14 protein-coding genes and 1 tRNA gene are annotated in these 15,736 nt (G+C 68.9%); 2 read left to right on the top strand and 13 right to left on the bottom strand.

Going from position 1 to position 15,736, the window contains the following annotated elements; translation table 11 throughout:
- Nucleotides 1-43: 43 nt before the first annotated feature.
- The 4 genes from LLS1_RS02055 to LLS1_RS02040 form a co-directional block, all read right to left on the bottom strand.
- Nucleotides 44-1,375 (bottom strand): ABC transporter substrate-binding protein, encoded by a 1,332-nt coding sequence (locus LLS1_RS02055; protein WP_223358411.1) that lies wholly within the window; start codon nt 1,373-1,375, stop codon nt 44-46.
- A gap of 92 nt (nt 1,376-1,467) precedes the next feature.
- Nucleotides 1,468-2,283: an HAD-IIB family hydrolase gene (locus LLS1_RS02050; protein ID WP_226653371.1), complete on the bottom strand. Its 816-nt coding sequence runs from the start codon at nt 2,281-2,283 to the stop codon at nt 1,468-1,470.
- Nucleotides 2,276-4,249, bottom strand: a complete 1,974-nt coding sequence (locus LLS1_RS02045) for an endonuclease/exonuclease/phosphatase family protein (protein ID WP_226653370.1) — start codon at nt 4,247-4,249, stop codon at nt 2,276-2,278. Before LLS1_RS02045 ends, LLS1_RS02050 begins: the two co-directional genes overlap by 8 nt.
- A 116-nt stretch (nt 4,250-4,365) precedes the next feature.
- A complete protein-coding gene (locus LLS1_RS02040) occupies nt 4,366-5,397 on the bottom strand; it encodes a LacI family DNA-binding transcriptional regulator (RefSeq protein ID WP_223358414.1) in 1,032 nt (343 codons plus the stop codon).
- A 197-nt stretch (nt 5,398-5,594) separates the two neighbouring features.
- Here LLS1_RS02040 and LLS1_RS02035 point away from each other — a divergent pair.
- A tRNA-Gly gene (locus LLS1_RS02035) sits at nt 5,595-5,668 on the top strand.
- A gap of 169 nt (nt 5,669-5,837) precedes the next feature.
- Here LLS1_RS02035 and LLS1_RS02030 read toward each other — a convergent pair.
- From LLS1_RS02030 to LLS1_RS02015, 4 genes are all read right to left on the bottom strand, one after another.
- On the bottom strand, nt 5,838-7,073 hold the full coding sequence (locus tag LLS1_RS02030; RefSeq protein WP_226653369.1) for a type II toxin-antitoxin system HipA family toxin: 1,236 nt from the start codon (nt 7,071-7,073) through the stop codon (nt 5,838-5,840).
- Nucleotides 7,054-7,398 (bottom strand): helix-turn-helix domain-containing protein, encoded by a 345-nt coding sequence (locus LLS1_RS02025; protein ID WP_226653368.1) that lies wholly within the window; start codon nt 7,396-7,398, stop codon nt 7,054-7,056. Before LLS1_RS02025 ends, LLS1_RS02030 begins: the two co-directional genes overlap by 20 nt.
- Nucleotides 7,399-7,820: 422 nt before the next feature.
- Complete coding sequence (locus LLS1_RS02020) at nt 7,821-8,900, bottom strand: hypothetical protein (protein WP_226653367.1); 1,080 nt, start codon at nt 8,898-8,900, stop codon at nt 7,821-7,823.
- Complete coding sequence (locus LLS1_RS02015; protein ID WP_223358418.1) at nt 8,897-9,259, bottom strand: PadR family transcriptional regulator; 363 nt, start codon at nt 9,257-9,259, stop codon at nt 8,897-8,899. Before LLS1_RS02015 ends, LLS1_RS02020 begins: the two co-directional genes overlap by 4 nt.
- 219 nt (nt 9,260-9,478) lie before the next feature.
- Here LLS1_RS02015 and LLS1_RS02010 point away from each other — a divergent pair, with 219 nt between their 5' ends.
- On the top strand, nt 9,479-11,311 hold the full coding sequence (locus tag LLS1_RS02010; protein WP_226653366.1) for a DUF2207 domain-containing protein: 1,833 nt from the start codon (nt 9,479-9,481) through the stop codon (nt 11,309-11,311).
- Here the strand turns inward: LLS1_RS02010 and LLS1_RS02005 are convergent.
- The 5 genes from LLS1_RS02005 to LLS1_RS01985 all read right to left on the bottom strand — a co-directional run bounded on the left by LLS1_RS02005 (nt 11,308) and on the right by LLS1_RS01985 (nt 15,618).
- The gene (locus LLS1_RS02005) at nt 11,308-11,874 is read right to left on the bottom strand and encodes an SDR family NAD(P)-dependent oxidoreductase (RefSeq protein WP_226653595.1); all 567 of its coding nucleotides are present in this window, start codon (nt 11,872-11,874) and stop codon (nt 11,308-11,310) included. The genes LLS1_RS02010 and LLS1_RS02005 overlap by 4 nt on opposite strands.
- A gap of 171 nt (nt 11,875-12,045) precedes the next feature.
- Nucleotides 12,046-13,212 carry a G1 family glutamic endopeptidase gene (locus LLS1_RS02000; RefSeq protein ID WP_226653365.1) on the bottom strand — a complete coding sequence of 389 codons (1,167 nt, stop codon included), beginning with the start codon at nt 13,210-13,212 and terminating at the stop codon, nt 12,046-12,048.
- 651 nt (nt 13,213-13,863) lie between these two features.
- Nucleotides 13,864-14,127, bottom strand: a complete 264-nt coding sequence (locus LLS1_RS01995; RefSeq protein ID WP_226653364.1) for a DUF4113 domain-containing protein — start codon at nt 14,125-14,127, stop codon at nt 13,864-13,866.
- A gap of 191 nt (nt 14,128-14,318) precedes the next feature.
- Entirely contained in the window at nt 14,319-14,588 is a 270-nt protein-coding gene (locus LLS1_RS01990; protein ID WP_226653363.1) for a hypothetical protein, read from the bottom strand.
- A 55-nt stretch (nt 14,589-14,643) separates the two neighbouring features.
- Nucleotides 14,644-15,618, bottom strand: a complete 975-nt coding sequence (locus LLS1_RS01985) for a diacylglycerol kinase family protein (RefSeq protein ID WP_226653362.1) — start codon at nt 15,616-15,618, stop codon at nt 14,644-14,646.
- Nucleotides 15,619-15,736 lie beyond the last annotated feature (118 nt).

Here is a 15,736-nt window from a genome sequence, read left to right as displayed (position 1 = left end):
GGCCGCGCCGTCGCCGGTCGCGGCCCGCCGTCACGGGAGTGGGTCAGCCCGCGGCCGTCCAGGCCTTCTGCGCCGCCGCCGCCGCCTGCTCCGGCGAGTCGGAGCCGAGCGGGGTCAACGCCGGGTAGTTGAACGGGAACACCGCGTCCTGGCCGGCCTTGTTGTTCGCGAACCAGATCTGGTCCCACGCCGGCTGGTAGGTGGAGGTGTAGGGGGCGATGGACTGCAGGAACGCGCTGGTCTCGATGTCCGGCTGCGCGGACGAGAAGCCCGACTTCTCGAGGAACAGCTGGTAGGTGTCCTTCTGCGAGAAGAAGTCGAGCCAGGCCAGAGCCGCGGTCTTGTTCTTCGCCGAGGTCGGAATGGCCAGCTGCAGCTCGGTCTTGCCGTTGAGGAACGCGTTGTCGGCAGCGGTCTCCGAGCCCGGGAACGGGAAGTAGCCGTAGTCGAACTTCTTGGCGACGGCCGCGTCGATGGTCGGCTGGTCCCAGGTGCCGTCGACCGTCATCGCGAAGTCGCCGGCGGCGAAGCCCGCCGGGATCGACGTGTAGTCGGCGCCGGCCGCGCCCTGCTGTGCGTTCTGCAGCACGTACTCCGTCTGCTGGAGCACCTTGACCTCGGTGGGGTCGGTGAGCTTGGCCTTGTTGGTCCAGATGTCTTCGGCGAGCTTCTGCTTGTCGGCCGCCGTCGGGTAGTTCGAGGCGACCGAGGCGAGCATGGGAAGGCCGGCGGGCCAGCTGTCCTTGCCGCCGAGACCGAACGGCGTGATGCCCTTGGCCTTGAGCGTGTCGACCGTCGAGGTGAACTCGCTCCAGGTCGTCGGGACGGAGAGGCCGTTGTCGGCGAAGATCTTTTTGTTGTAGAAGACGCCCGTGTAGTAGCTCACGCCGGTCGGCACCGAGTACTGCTTGCCGCCGATGGCCTGGGCCTTCAGGAGGGTCGGGGTGTACTTCTTCAGGAAGCCCTCGTCCGTGAGGTCGACCAGGCCGCCGGCCGCAGCGAGGCGGGCGTCGTCGGTGGCGGCGTCCTTGGCGTAGGACGGGGTCTCGGTCATGCCCTTCACGACGAACAGGTCGAGGTTGGAGGCCGTGAGGCGCGAAGACTTGGTCGCCGGGTAGTTGTCGTTCGAGACGGTCGAGAAGACGACATCCACATCCGGGTACTTCTTCTTGAACGCGTCGTTGACCGCGCGGAAGCCTGCGTCGGTCGCGTCGCTGCTCGAAACCAGCAGCTGCAGCTTGCCGCTCGGCTCGCCGTCGGACGATCCGCCGCTCGCGCTCGAGCACGCGGCCAGCGCGCCGATCGTCGCTACGGCCGCGATGCCGGCGAGCGCGCGCCGGATCGCGGTGCTCTTCCGCAACCTCGTTGTTGCCATGGGGGTCTCCTCTGTGAGTGCTCGGGTGGTGATTGCACGTTACCGAAACGTTTCGGTAGTCGAATCATGGCACGTTCCCGCCGGTGGTGCAACTACGCGACGTCCGTGACCGCCTGGGCGAGGAGATCCTCGACGACGTCCGCCGTCTCCTCCCAGCCGTGCACCGCCCGGGTCGGCACCCCGAGGCGCCGGACGGGGTAGTCGTTGCCATCCGGATCCAGGCGGTCGCCGACGAACAGCATGTCGGCGTAGCCGATCCCGGTCAGCTCGGCCAGACGAGCCATCCCGTACGCCTTGTCGACACCGACCCTCGTCACGTCGATGCTCGTCGACCCGCCGGACCGGACCTCGAGCCCCGGCAGGCGCCCCTGGATCGCGGATCGCAGCAGGGCCTTCTTCTCGCCGCCCGGGTCCCACGCCGCCTTCGCATCGATCGGGGCGTCCTGCCCGAGGGCGGAGAAGGTGATCTGGGATCCGCGATCCTCGATCGCCGGGCCCCGCGTGTCGGGCTCCCACAGCCCGAGCCGGCGCGCCTCCTCTTCGATGGCGTCGACCGCCGCGCGCTTCTCCTCGTCGGAGAGATCCTCCGCGTACTGCAGCGTCCAGGTGCCGCCGACCCATCGGAGGTAGCGCGTCCCGCACGTCGGCATCAAGTGCAGGCGGCGCAGGTCCGGCCCCTCCGGAAGACGCGCGAGGAGCTGGCGGCGGAACTGCTCGTAGCTGCCGCCGGAGATCACGCACACCTCGCAGACGTCGAGGAGGCGCACGAGGATCGACGTCATCCGCGGCGTCAGGGGCGATTTGGACGGCGCCAGGGTGTCGTCGAGGTCGAATGCGACGAGCCGGGGCAGGGTCGCAGCTCCGCGCGGAGACCTCGGCTCCGCGCCCTGCGCGACATCCTCACGCACGTCGGCCCCCTCGCGCGCGAGCGGCCAGGAGCGATCCCCGTCGACCGATGGCCAGGACGAGGCCGAGGAGCAGGACCGCGACGGCGATCAGCGTCGTGGGCACTGCATCGCTCCCGGTGCTGGCGAGCTCACGGCTCGTCGACGGGTCCGACAAGGAGGATCCCGGCGCTGTGGAGCCCGGCGCCATGGAGCCCGGATCCGACGCGCCCGGATCCGATGGTCCCGTGCCTCCTCCCGTATCGGCGGCCGCGTCGATTCGGACCGCCGTCCGTGCGACCTCCGCACCATCGATCAGCGCGACGAGGGAGTGATCTCCCGGCGCCGTGCCGGCGGGCACCGTCACCTCGAAGCGGAAGGCGCCGTCCTGGCCCGCCTCGACCGTTCCGAGCACGGTCGGCTCCGAGTGCAGTTCGATGGTCACCGCCGCCCCCGGCAGGAATCCGCTCCCCCGCACGATCAGGGGGGAGCCGACACGCGACGCATCGGCCGTCACCGATTCCTGACCGGTCGTCGGTCCGCCCGGCTGGTCCGGCACACAGCTCTCCGCGCACACGCGGAACCTGCTGAGCACGGCCTTGTGGTCGCTCGGCCACACGGCGTCGGGAGTGACGATGACATCGTCGCTGTCGTCGTCGACCCGCTGGCTGCGGACGATCGTCGCGCGCGGACCGACGACGGCCGCGGAGGCGAGCTCCAGGCGACTCGAGGGTGCGTAGAAGACGTAGTCGATGCGATCCCGCTCGTCGGCCTTCGGAGCCCAGGTCAGGCTGTTGACGGAGACGTTCGGGTTGCCGGCGGGCCAGGTGAACCCGGGGTTCTTCACCGGGTCAGGATGCGCCTGGCGGTAGGAGTCCGCCAGTCCGCCGTCGAGGAGGGTGCGCGTCGTCTGCCACGGCACGACGGCCCCTCGGTGGTCGAAGAGTCCCGCGGTGGCTGCGGTCCAGTCTTGTGCCGACGGCTCGTTGAAGTCGCCGCCGACCACGACGAGGCGCCCCGCCTTCTTCTCCGCATCGACGTCGGCCAGCAGTTCCCGTGCCGAGTCGGGCCGCCCCGACTGGGCGTTCATGGTGAGCATGGTCGCCACGTCGGTCACCGGTGCGCTGAGCTCGCCGCCGCCGAGGAACTCCGCGGGCCAGTCCCCGATCGCGGTCGGGCCGTACCCGCGCGGGAGGTACTCCGCATACCAGCGGTATTCGAGGTGACCGCCGTAGACCGCGACATCGGTGCCGTTGACATCGATGATCGCCTTGGTCCAGCGCGCACCGACCGTGGCCGTGGACACGATGGGATAGCGCGACACCAGACCCGTGTCGGTGGCGGAGACGGAGTGGTAGCCCAGCTGGTCGGCGATGGCCGGGGTCGCGTCCGCGAGCCGCGGGTCGAAGCGCTCGGGCAGGAACGCCACGTCGGCGCCGCTCTCGCGGATGACGTCCGCCGCGTGCTGGATGCCGCCGGAGACGACGGACCCGCCCTTCCAGATGTTGAAGGAGAGCACGTCGAGCTCGCTGACGCCGTCGACCGCCGGCTTGGGCGGGACGGTCTGCACCCGCACGCGCAGGGCGACCGGCCCGGCGAGGACGCCGTATCCGTCGTTCGCGAGCAGGTAGACGTCCAGGTCGCCTGCGCCGATCGTGGCCGCCTCGTGGGTCCAGCCGTCCCGCGAGCCCGGTCCCCAGGTGAAGCTGCCGCCGGCTCCCGGGGCGTAGCGCCAGTCGAGGGAGGAGGACCCGCTGCCCGGCTTCTGCCCGTGCCGGTAGATCCCGATCCAGTTCTTCGCGCCGGCCGAGCCGGTGGCGTCGTAGCTGATGGCGACGGTGCCGGAGGTGTCCAGCTCCGCGGCGCTCACGGTGAGCGTCGCCCCGGCGGCCGCCGCCGGAACGGCGCCGAGTCCGGCGACGAGGCCGAGGGCGACGGAGGCGAGCGCGGCGACGATCCGTCGCCTCCAAACGGGTCGGCGAGTGGTCATCCAGGTCTCCTCATCGAGCAGGCCCTCGCGGGCGCGACATTTACCGAAACGTTTCGGCACGGCGAAAGTCTCACACACGGGACGGGGGCGACGCAACGCGCCGCCGCCTCCCGGCGTCAGCGGGTCGCGCTCGCCGGGACCGCCGCCGTGGAATCGCGGACGACCAGTTCGGCGTCGGCGACGCGGACGTCCGCCGCCTGACCGCTCTCGACCAGGTCGATGAGGAGCCGCCCCGCCTCCTGCCCGAGCTCGCGCGGCGTCGTGCGCACCGTGGTGAGCGACGGACGCACGTAGGTTCCGAGGCGGATGTCGTCGAATCCCGCCACCGAAAGGCGTTCCGGAACCGACACGCCGAGCCGCTGCGCCTGCGCGATCAAGCCCAGTGCGGACAGGTCGTTCGCGCACACCACCGCCGTTGGAGGATGGGCGAGCGAGAGCAGCTCCGATGCCGCAGCCGCGCCCCCCTCGTACGTGAAATCGCCGGGAACGGCCGGTCCCGGGTCGAGACCGAACGCGTCCAGCGCCGACCGCCAGGCCGCCTCGCGCTGCAGGGAATGCAGGTACCCCGCCCTCCCGCCGACGAAGGCGATGCGGCGATGGCCGAGACCGACCAGGTGCTCCACCGTCGCCCGGATGCCCGCCTCGGCGTCCTGCCGCACGGCCGGGAGGGGGAAGTCCGCCCCCGGATTGACGGCGACCGCCGGCAGCCCGAGCTCTTGCACCAGGGGGATCCGCTGGTCGTCCGCTTCGAGATCGACGAGGAAGACGCCGTCCACGCGACGGTCCGCCGCGAGCTTGCGGTACCGCTGCAGGATCGCCTCCGGCTGCGCCCCGATCTGGAGCACGACGGCATAGCCGCGCGGATCGATCGCCTCCTCGACCCCGCCGATGAAGCCGCCGAAGAACGGGTCGAGCTCGAGCACGTCAGGATCACGCTGGACCACGAGGGCGACCGTGTACGCCCGCCGCCCGGACAGGCTCTTGCCACGGAGCGACGGCACGAATCCGAGATCTTTGGCGATCTGCACGATCCGCTCGCGTGTCGCCTCGGACACCCCCGGCCGGCCGTTCAACGCGGTCGAGACCGAACTCACGGCCACCCCCGCCTTGTTGGCGACATCGACGATCGTCACCCGATGATCAGTCACGGACCTCCTCGACGCCCCTCGCTCCAACGACAAAGCAACTGTAGCCTCCGACCCGACCACCGACGCGACACCGCCCTGCCCTCATCGACCGGACGACACCATCACGATCACGCTCGGCGGGTTTGGCCAAAAACCATTGACCGGGTAGTCTGGGCCGCAGCCCGACCGCCCAGTGTTTCATTGGGTTCGAAGGCCACGCGAGTGTAGTTCAATGGTAGAACTTCAGCTTCCCAAGCTGATAGCGCGGGTTCGATTCCCGTCACTCGCTCCAGTGTTCGCAGGGTGAGAGTCGTCGCGTTCCGCTGGTCGCCCGAGGCCACGGGTCGCTCAGCTCGAAGAGCTGATCGACCGTTCCCAGTGCCGACGCGACGACCGGTTCGCTGTGTTGCAGTTCAACAGTGACGCGCACAAGGCCCCGCTCCTGGAGCCGGTCCAACAGGTCAGAGGCCATGTGTTGTGCCGGGGTTCAGGATCTGCCTCCCGAACAGCAGCATCTTGTCGGTGACGGTCAGCCGAGCCAGTTCCGCAGCCTCGTCCCAACTGTCGCTGATGGTGGCGATGAGATCCTTGACGATCTCGCGGCCGCGAACCTGGCTGAGACCGTAGACGTGCGACTGGGCGACGAGGCCGACGAATGTACTGTCCCGTTCCCCGTCGCGCCCGTACGCGAGGATCTGCTTCGCCGTCTCGCCGGACCGGTTCATCGGGCTGAGGTCGTACGCAGGGGTGAGGTCGAGGTGCTCACCGTCCCAGAACGCAGCGTGGTTGCGCAGGTGGTCATCGGTGTTGCTGATCGCAATGTTGAACGCGATCCGCGTGAACAACTCCTCGCCGACCGTGTCAGGTGCGGTAGCGGATGCGCGGAGCTTGTCGAGCAGGTCGGGGTACGTGCCGTAGCGGGACGTCATCTCGCCGAGGCCGAGGATGGTGAGCCCGGACACGGCCAGTCGGCGGCCGCCGTCGACGCGGTCAAACCGTTCGACGAGCAGGACGTCACGGCCGAGGGAGCGGACCACGAGGGAGTCGGTGACGCGGATGCCGGCCTTGCGGGCGAGGACGATGCTGGCCGCTTCTGCGCCGACGACAGAGAACGGGTCGGTGCTGGCGGAGAACTTCGCGATGTAGTGCTTCCCGTCCGCTTCCAGCAGCGCCTTCGGCCGGGCGCCGCCGATCGCGGTGCCGAGGGTGAGCGCGTCCGCGAGCGGTTCAGGGACGGGCAGCCCCGCGGCGACCAGGTCCGCGGCTTGGTGAAGCATGTCGAGGGAACCGGTGTCTCGCCTGGCGATGTAGTCGGTCGCGCTGGTCTGGAAGTCCAGTGCGCCGAACCGGTTGGAGCCGGACTGCAGCAGGTAGGTGCGCTCGTCAAGCAGGCTGGTGTCGGCGTCGACGCCGCGACGGCCGGTGAGCCGGTTGAGGATGACTTGGCGGCCCCACGCGTCGGGTGCTGCATCCCGAACGCTGCCGGGCATGTGCAGGTCGGCTTGCGGTTCGTGCCAGTCGGTTCCGAGCGGAAGGTCCGGGCCGAGGCTGATCGCGTTCGGTCGCTCGAGGTAGCGATCGCCGTATCGGAAGCGGAGGTCCGTGCCTCTCGGCGCGAGGACCCCAGCGGTGACCGGTGAGGTCTCGCCGGGGAGCCATACCCAAACGTAGAACCGGTCAGAAGTCGAAGTCGCCATCGACATCCTTCCGGCGCGGCTCATCCACCCGGGTGGGGAGCAGGGCGAGGCGGGCGGCGCCGTCTCGGGCGAGCCTGTCGAGTTCGTCACGGTCGGCGCTGAACAGCGGCACGCCGGCGGCGACGGCGACATTGAAGACGTTCCCGATAGACGGGTTCGCCCCTCCGGTCTCGATCGCTCGCACCGTGTTCTCGGACACACCTGCACGTGCGGCGAGTTCCGCCATCGACCACACACGGTCATGGCGTGCGAAGCGGATCTGCTGCCCGAGGACGGTGAGCGCGTCCTGCGCGGCTGGTGTCAGGGAGATACGCTGCCTACCCACGAGTGCCTCCAATACTTTCGCGCTAAAGCCATATTAGACTCAAACTATTGCGGTCCGCGCGCTCTATGCACGGCGGACGTGCCAGCTGGCGAAGAATAGCGCGCCCATCCGTCCGCTGCCATCGGATTGAGCAATCCAATGCGCAATACTTCGCGGCTAACCAGCAACTAACCCGAAACTATTGGAGGCAGTATTGGAGTAGCCAGTTTTCTCATCTACTCCGATCGTGCTCACCGCGCCGCCGACGTCGAACGGGGGTAGCGACTCGACCGAGGTTTCTGATCGCGGGGCTGCGGTTGCCGCGCCCAGGCCGCGTCGACGATTGCGGACGAGCGCCAGCTGTCCGCGGACTCGACAGATCATCCCTCTCGCCCGATGCGGTCGGACCGCCGGCACTCATCGCCCGGCCGGCAGAGGAGCAGTCACGGCGCGGGCGTCGGCACCGGTGTGGGCGTCGTGGTGGCCGCATCACCGGGACGCGCCGTCACACTCGGGGTCGGGGTCGGCGTCGGCTCCGGGGTCGGCAGCTCGTACGCGCTGAGCGGGTTGGTCGCCGGGAACGGGAGGGACGCCGCCGCCTCCTCGCCCGTCTTCGGCCGGCCGTCGGCGTCGAGTGGCGCGACGCGCAACGGGTAGACGTTCCACACGTAGGTGCTGCCGATCTTGGCGTACGGAACCGGGACTACGGCGTCCGACGTGTTGGGGTCGGCGTCCAGGCCCGTGGAGTCGCCGCCGACGGTGACCAGCGGCGCGCCGTTCTGGTCGAAGAGCTGGATGTGGTCGAGCGGACGGCCGTCGGCGTCGTAGCCGAAGATGTTGGTCACCGCCGAGCCGTCGAGCGTGAGACCCTGAGGTGGCAGGTCGTCGACGGGCCCGGCGGCGTACGAGCCGGAGTCGTTCACCGCGGAGGCAAGGCCGCCGACCACGAACGGCGCGGCGAGCACGGCGACGACGGAAGCGAGCAGCCGGACGTACGTCAGCCATCGCTGCGGGAGCCAGCGGCCGCGCCCCCACTGCACACTCACGAGAACGCTCGCGCCGAGCACCACCCAGCCCAGGATCTGGGTGGGCAGAAGGCGGGCCTGCCCGGTGAACAGCAGCCAGCCCACGACGTACACGGCCCAGCCGCGGAACACCCACCAGGCCGGCCTGAGCGCCAGCAGAAAGTCGGTGAGCCACGCGCCGAATCGGCTCGAGCGGGCCAGCCGCGACGCCTCCCCCCGCATGCGGGCGACGGATTCCCCCACCCGCTCCCGCAGCGTCGGCGCCGCGGCTGATCCTGCCCGCTCGGGCAGCCCGGCCGACGCTCGCAACTCGGAGGCGTACTGCCCGGGGTCGTCCGCGGTGAGCGCCCCGTCGTTGTCCTCGGCCTGCTCGAGCAGGTCGGCCTCGAGTCCGTCGGTCAGGTCGTCGACGTCATCCGCGGGAAGGTCGCTCAGATGGGAGCGGACGGCCGCGGCGAACGCGGCGACGTCGTCACGCAGAGTCGTGGTGTGCATCATCGTTCTCCGATCGTGCGGACGGACGGGGAGTGCTGCCGGGGAGCGTTCCCCAGCAGCTCGGACATCGCCGCGGAGAAGGCGGTCCAGGTCTGGCGTTGGCTCTGGAGCATCTCCACCCCCTCGGCGTTGATGGCGTAGTACTTGCGGTTCGGACCGCCTTCGGACGGCGCCATATAGCTCGAGAGGGCGCCGGCGGTGTAGAGACGCCGCAACGTTCCGTACACGGAGGCATCGCCCACCTCACCCAGGCCGGCCTCGCGGAGGCGCCGGACGATGTCGTACCCGTAGCCGTCGTCCTCCTGCACGACCGCGAGTACGGCGACATCGAGCACGCCCTTCAACAATTGCGTCGTGTCCACAACACCACCTCACTGTCTCGCTTCAGACAGTACCACGGATTGCACAGTACTGCGCATCGCACACTCGGTCCTGCACTCGCGACGATGTCAGGATGGAGGGGGCCGCCGGAGGGACCGGCTGCCGACGACGCCGCCCGTGGGCGGAGGACGGCGGGTGAGGTGGGAGTCCGCGATCGGGTTGGACAGCCGCGTGGTGGGGTCGCCCGGGGTGCTCGGCACGTGATCGCTTCCGCCCTGGGCGCCCTCGTCACGATCGTGCTCCTGACGAGCGCGACGGCGGGAGCAGCAGCTGCCCGGACGACGACGGCCGAGCGGCCGCCCGGCCATGCCCCCGTCTCCGTCGACGACTTCACCTTCGCCAGCTTCGACGGGGACTACCGCCTCGGACGCGACGCCGGCGGGCACTCGACCCTCACCACCGTCGAGACGCTCGTCGCGCGGTTCCCCGAGACGGATCAGAACCACGGCATCCGGCGGGAGCTGGTCGAAGAGTACGACGGGCATCCGACGGGCCCGCAGGTCGTGTCCGTGACGGACGGGAACGGGTCCCCGCGGGCATACACGAGCGAGTCGAACGACGGTGTCCTCTCGCTGACGATCGCGGCGAAGGAGTTCGTGCACGGCGAGCAGACGTACGTCATCACCTACCGGCAGACGGACGTGACGCGGCACTTCGCCGACACGGACGACGACGAGTTCTACTGGGACGCGAACGGGACGGAGTGGGCGCAGCCGTTCGACCGGGTGACGGCGACCGTGCATCTCGGCTCCGGGCTGGCGGAGGCGCTGAAGGGCACGGCGTCCGCGTATCGGGGCGCGCAGGGCTCGACGGAGGCAGCGACCGTCGAGCGCACCGCGGACGGGTTCCGCTTCACCGCCGATCGGCTGGGGGCGCGGGAGAACCTCACGTTCGCGATCGGGTTCGCGTCCGGGACGTTCATCGCGCGCGCGGACGGACTGTTCGACACGGGCTGGGGGTACGCAGCGGTCGCCGGACTGGTGCTCGTCATCCTGACGCTGATCGGCGCGATCGTGGTGCGGGTGCGCCTGCTGCGGGACGCCCCGGGACGCGGCACGATCATCCCGGAGTACGTGCCGCCCGCGGAGGGCCTGCTGCTCACGGCGGACATCCTGCGGCGCACGAGCAAGGCGGTCGCGGCACAGACGCTCGACCTGGCGGTGTCGGGGCGGGTCCGGGTGCTGCAGACCACGGGGTTCCTCGGGCGGCCGAAGTATGCGCTGGAGTTCGTCTCGACGGAGGCCACCGGGCGACAGGCGCTGCGGCAGCCGCATCCGACGCGGGACGAGCTGGAGTTCCTGCAGGCGCTCTTCGGCGAGCCGCTCGCCCCGGGGGCGACACTCGAGCTCGGCTCGTCCGACGCACGGGCGGCTCGCGCGATCTCCGCCGTCCTGAAGCGGGTCCACACGGATGCGACCGGGTACGGCTACCGCACGTCCGGTCCGAGCGGACCGATCCGCGCGGTCTTCTTCGCGGGCCTCGCCGCGACGCTGCTGGCCGTCGTGAGCGCGGTGTTCTGCATCGTCGGCGTCTACGGCGGGGCGGCGCCGTTCCTGATCCTTCTCGGCTCGATCGTGCTGTTCGTCACCGCCGCCGGCCTGACGTCGCGCTCGCCCCTGACCAGCACCGGCACGACGCTCCGCGAGTACGCCGACGGGCTGCGGATGTACGTCGAGCTCGCCGAAGCGGATCGCATCCGGTACCTCCAGTCGCCGCAGGGGGCGGAGCGCGCGCCGGTCGCCGCGGACGATCCACGCGAGATGCTGCAGCTCACCGAGCGGCTCCTGCCGTGGGCCGTGCTCTTCGGCGAGGAGAAGAAGTGGCAGGCGGAACTCGGGAGGCTCTACGAGCAGACCGGGCAGTCGCCGACCTGGTACGCCGGGCAGACCGCGTTCAACGCGGCCGTGCTCTCGCAGATGGTCTCCGGCATCTCCTCCAGCACGACCATCGCGAGCAGTTCGTCGTCCGGCGGGACCGGGGGCGGCGGGTTCTCGGGCGGCGGGGGCGGCGGCGGAGGCGGCGGGGGCGTCTAGAGCATCCCCGTCAGCACACCCCCGTCCGCGCGGATCGCCGCGCCGTTCGTCGCCGACGCCAGCGGGCTCGCGAGGTAGGCGACGAGGTGCGCGATCTCGTCCGGGGAGAGGAAGCGCTCGAGGAGCGTCGTGCGGTTCTGCCCGATGATCGCCTCCTTCATCGTCTCCGCCGGGATCGCCTGCTGCTCCGCGATGGCCTCGACGGCGGCCGCGACGCCGTCCGAGTACGTCGGGCCCCCGAGGATCGTGTTGACCGTGACGGCGGTGCCGCGCGTGCGCTTGGCGAGGCCGTTGCCCAGCGCGATCATCGCGGCCTTCGTGACGCCGTAGTGGACCATGTCCGCCGGCACGTTCACGCCCGACTCGCTGCCGACGAAGATCACGCGGCCCCAGCCACGCTCCAGCATGCCGCCCAGGAGCTGCCGCGAGAGCCGCACGCCGCTCATCACGTTGACCTCGAAGTAGCGCCTCCACTCTGCATCGTCGACCGACTCGAACTCCGCGAGACCGAACAGCCCGACGTTGTTGACGAGGATGTCGACCGGCCCGAGCGCACCGAGCAGCCCCTCGACCTGCGCCGGATCGGCGAAGTCGGTTCATCCTGGCAGCAGCCGCGGCCGAGAGGCCGCAGCTCAGCACGCGGGGCGTTCGCGAATTCCGCCCAGGGCTTGGTGGAGCGTGGCACCGCTGGGTGTTCCCGTGTGACCCGCAGGTGAGATGGCCGGCAATACTGGTCAGCTGGCCCCGCAAATATTGCCCTTGGCTTGCCAGTTCACCAGGAAATGCCCGGTCGTTGGGATATTCAGCCCCCCGGTTGTGGCCAGGGTCTCCGAGTCGTTCCCCAGGCAGTTGTACATCCTCAGCTGGTCTAGGTGGACATCATCGGCCGTGGTCCCGGTGGGTCCTTGCCCGATCACATAGTCATCTTCCACAGGATTTGGCCCCCCGGGCATCTCGCCGTAGGCGGCGTAGAAATCGACCGGAGCATCGAACTCAAGGAGCGGCTGAATGAGGCCTCCCAGTCCGTGCCTCTCGACAATCCATTCGGCCTGTGTTGCCTGCGTCGTGGTGGCTGGGGCGTTCAACTGTTCCCACCCAGAAACGCAGGCGTTCGCAGACTGGGTGCACAAGGTCCACACCATCCGGTTAGACGCGGCGAGGAAGGTGATGTAGGAGCTGGCGATGTCACCGCCGACGACGGAGAAGTTCTGGATCATCTGCTCCGCCTGGTACGGAAACATCTCGAAGAACCCGTAAGTGCCACTGGGACCGACTCCTGCGACGCCTGGCCCGCTGTAGGAAACCGTTCCTGCCTGCAAGAGCTGGTCGGTCGTGTTGTCGCCTGAGCCGATGCCGACCCAGATCGAAGCATTCTCCTGACCGAGCCCCCCAACGGGCGCATAAGGCGACGGAACCGTCCATGCGCCGCCGACGTAGTTAATGAACTGATGCAGCGGGTAATCGACATTCATCAGCCGATATCCCGCCCAGTTCGGCGATACGGCTGAGTAGATCGGCATCAACCCTGTCGCTGCTCGAGCTTGTGCGGATGGTGTTTGTGTCACTTGCCCGTTCGCGGGGTCGAGTTTTGGTCCGCAGTCGATCGTCGTCAACCACGTCGGGTCGTTCGCGAGAACCTTTTGCATCTGTGGAGGCACACTATTGCCCGCCTGAGGGTTGTCCCGCAATTCGTCGGAAGTGAAGAGCGCCTTGGCCCCGTTTCGCTCCACCTCCCCTCGGTCGGGGACATTGGTGTGCAGGCCCGCAGGGCAGTCTCCTGATGTGCCATTGATAGCCGGCTCGGCGCGAATTTCCGCTTGCGCCGGGACTGCAAACGAAATCCCAGCACCTACCGCCATGAGCGTAACCGTCAACGTAGATATGACTCTTGAAGGTTTCATCCCCAATCCTTCGATGTTCAGTCGGACATCTTGGGTGCACACCGTTCGGTCTACCGGAGGTAGTGAACATAGGTCAAGTACTGTTCTCCCGCAAAACGGAGCGTAGATTTTGACCATGCGGCACGTCCTACGAGCGACTGGTATCGGGCTGACCGTCGCGATGTTCGCGCTCCTCACCGGCTGCACAGGAGCCGCCTGCAGCGGACGCGACATCTCCCCACCAGGCATCAACCTCGACGCACGAGCCTGGCTGTCTGCGCACCCGGGCGCGTCACTCATCGGCTGCCTGGACAACGACAAGTGCGTGTCACTCGCTGGGTCTCGTCAACTCATCTCTGAGAAGCCGATCGGGAAGACAACGCAGTTTACGCTCCAAGTCACGGGAAAGCAGGGCGGTCAAACTGTTCTCACTTTGAATCAAACGATAGAGATCCCCGTGTCGTCCTCGAAGCCAGGGCCCTGCGGCACCATCCAAACCCAGACAATCGACCTGATCCTTGGAGCTGATGGGAACATTTCCCCGTCGATACCAGGCTAAGACTCGCGAGAAGCTGGACTGCGGCTACCACGGACTCGGCGCGTGATACGCCGGGCCATTGGTCATCTGGCCACGCATCTCAGCAGAGGCTGATCCGGCACCGGCCCCGGCGTTCACTGAGCATACGCAGTCGCAAGTTCAGTCCAGTGCGTCGTGGAGCGCGGTGAAAGCATCTCGCGGCGCATCTCGAAGCCAGGGCCGAGGCGGACGCCGGCAAGTCCCAGGCCGATCGCGGGTTCTCCATGGCGGCGGTGGACTCTGTCGAGGAGGTCGCCGACGCCGCGGTGGTCGTAGGTGGGCTGGAACATCGGCAGAAAGCTGTGCGAGCTGGCGGGGGTGAGGTCGTTGAGCATAACGTCGGCGCGCACGTACTTCACCCCAGCCCGCAGCTTCTCCCGCAGTGCCTCAATGGCGGCCTTCGCGACAACACCACGATCGGGCGGCCCTGCGGCTTGGGGTTGAAGACCCGCTCAGCGGAGGCGTAGAAGCTGTTCGCATCGACCAGGCAGATCACCGCTGACACCCGAGTGTTCTCGCCGCGCATTGGTACGGCATGTCACGACACGCACTACGCCGCCCCAAGAAGCCCACCCCGCGCCGGTTCGCCGGCTTCGTTCTCAACGTGGTGGCGGGCGTGCTCGCCTGCGTCCTGTGCGACGCCGCCAAGGAGGGTTTCGGCGCCCTCATCCACGTTGTCTGTGGACACTGAAGGCCACCACTCCCGAACGACCATCGAGGGCATGGAGCGGAAGGCAGGATTCTCTGCCTGCAGAATCCAGCCGTCGGTGAAGCGGCCGAGGCGCTTCAGGCTGAGCCCGCCGCCGCCGACGACGGCCACGACCATTTCCCTGAGACCGGGGTACACACCTCCTCCCCGACTTCGGGTCACACCCTCACCCGCGCGGCACCCGCACCGTCAGCGCGTGATGCTCCACCCGCAGCTTCGCAGCGATCACGGACCCGTTGGGGTCGCCGTCGAGCTGGATCTCCTGCGGCTCACGGAAGCGCACGCGCAAGGTCGTGGCCTGGGCGTACAGGATGGCGCGCGGCTTCGGGGTGAGGCGCCGGACGAACCGGCCGAAGCGCGTGCGGTGGAGGAGACGGTTGAAGGCGAGGCGGTAGCCGATGTCGGCCCACCCTCCGCCGCCCTTCGGGCGCATCACCACCGCGTCGAGCAGGCCGTCGTCGACGACGGCGTCGGGGATGAGCAGCATGCCCGCGGTCAGGCTGCCGGAGTTGCCGACGATGACGGTGTGGGCCCGCATCGCGACGTCGGGCTTGTCGTCCAAGCCGTAGACCATGTCGAAGCGCCGGTTGCCGAGGATGCTGCGCGCGATGGGGTCGGAGTAGGCCAGCCAGCCGATCCGCTTCTTGAGCTTCTGGTTGGTGTGCGCGGCCATGTGCGCATCGAGCCCGATGCCCGCCATGACGAGGAACGCGCGCTCCTCGCTCTCGCCGCCGGCGCGTTCGAGGTGCGCGAAGCCGAGGTCGATGAGGCGATCCTCGCCGTCGAAGGCGGTCGCGACGGCTGCGCCCGTGTTGGTGACGGGAAGCCCGAGCTCACGCGCGAACAGGTTCCCGGTGCCGGACGGGACCACGCCGATGCCGATTCCCGATCCCGCCAGCACGGCGGCCGCCGCACGCAGGGTGCCGTCGCCGCCCGCGACGATGACAAGCTGCGGATCTGCGGCCATCGCATTCTCCACGGCACCTCGTCCGTCGTCGTCCGCACTGGTCGCGAACCACTCGGACGGCGCCCAACCGGCCTGTTCCTCCTGGGCCGCCACCGCGGTGCGCAGGGCGGACAGGCGGACCTTGCTCGGGTTGTACACGACGGCCGCACGCGGCTCGACGAGGTCGCGGCTCATCGTTCCAGCGTACGCGCCGTCGATGCGGGGAACGTCAGAGACTCCTGCACCCGGATGGACGGCTCCCGGGCCTCGTCGCCACCGCGGCGGGACGGGGGTGTCGCCCCATCCCGCCGCA

Source organism: Leifsonia sp. LS1 (assembly GCF_020521355.1).
In the GTDB taxonomy this organism is placed as follows: domain Bacteria; phylum Actinomycetota; class Actinomycetes; order Actinomycetales; family Microbacteriaceae; genus Leifsonia.
Note: the sequence above shows the minus strand (reverse complement) of the source record. Positions and strands in the feature narration are given on the sequence as shown.

Bases quoted from the DNA above. Each gene is read 5' to 3' on its own strand.
- LLS1_RS02055 (WP_223358411.1), bottom strand. From the start codon at position 1,375: ATGGCAACAACGAGGTTGCGGAAGAGCACCGCGATCCGGCGCGCGCTC.
- LLS1_RS02045 (WP_226653370.1), bottom strand. From the start codon at position 4,249: ATGACCACTCGCCGACCCGTTTGGAGGCGACGGATCGTCGCCGCGCTC.
- LLS1_RS02030 (WP_226653369.1), bottom strand. From the start codon at position 7,073: ATGGCGACTTCGACTTCTGACCGGTTCTACGTTTGGGTATGGCTCCCC.
- LLS1_RS02020 (WP_226653367.1), bottom strand. From the start codon at position 8,900: ATGATGCACACCACGACTCTGCGTGACGACGTCGCCGCGTTCGCCGCG.
- LLS1_RS02000 (WP_226653365.1), bottom strand. From the start codon at position 13,212: ATGAAACCTTCAAGAGTCATATCTACGTTGACGGTTACGCTCATGGCG.
- LLS1_RS01985 (WP_226653362.1), bottom strand. From the start codon at position 15,618: ATGAGCCGCGACCTCGTCGAGCCGCGTGCGGCCGTCGTGTACAACCCG.